Below are 289 nucleotides of genomic sequence, written 5' to 3'. Positions count from 1 at the left end.
CGCGGCAACCCTCCGGTCAGCCATCAATTTTCGGCTGAAAGCCCGAGCGCCACTGGCCAGCTCCGCACCAGACGCGCTCTTCCAGGAAGGACCGGACGATCCCGATTTCGACGAGCCGGCGCCGCCCTCGCGCGCGGAGGAAGAGCTCGATTACAAGATCTTCGATCTCCGCAAGCACCTGATGCAGATCGCGGACGGCGCTGACCCACCGTGGGCACTCGAGCACGTCCTCCGATGCCTGCGGTCTCACGTGCAGGATCGCAAGGGCCTCCGGCCGTCGGGCGACGAC

General features: G+C 66.8%; 1 protein-coding gene. It reads right to left on the bottom strand.

Annotated elements, in window-relative coordinates; all coding sequences use genetic code 11:
• Positions 1-16: 16 nt before the first annotated feature.
• Positions 17-289, bottom strand: a 273-nt coding sequence (locus AC0IWM_RS23730; RefSeq protein ID WP_471759136.1) for a hypothetical protein, incomplete at its 5' end; no start/stop codon positions are given.

The sequence above is a fragment of the Methylobacterium sp. AC433 genome (assembly GCF_979253015.1).
The sequence above is the reverse complement of the archived record's forward strand: the minus strand, read 5'-3'. Positions and strand labels throughout refer to the sequence as shown.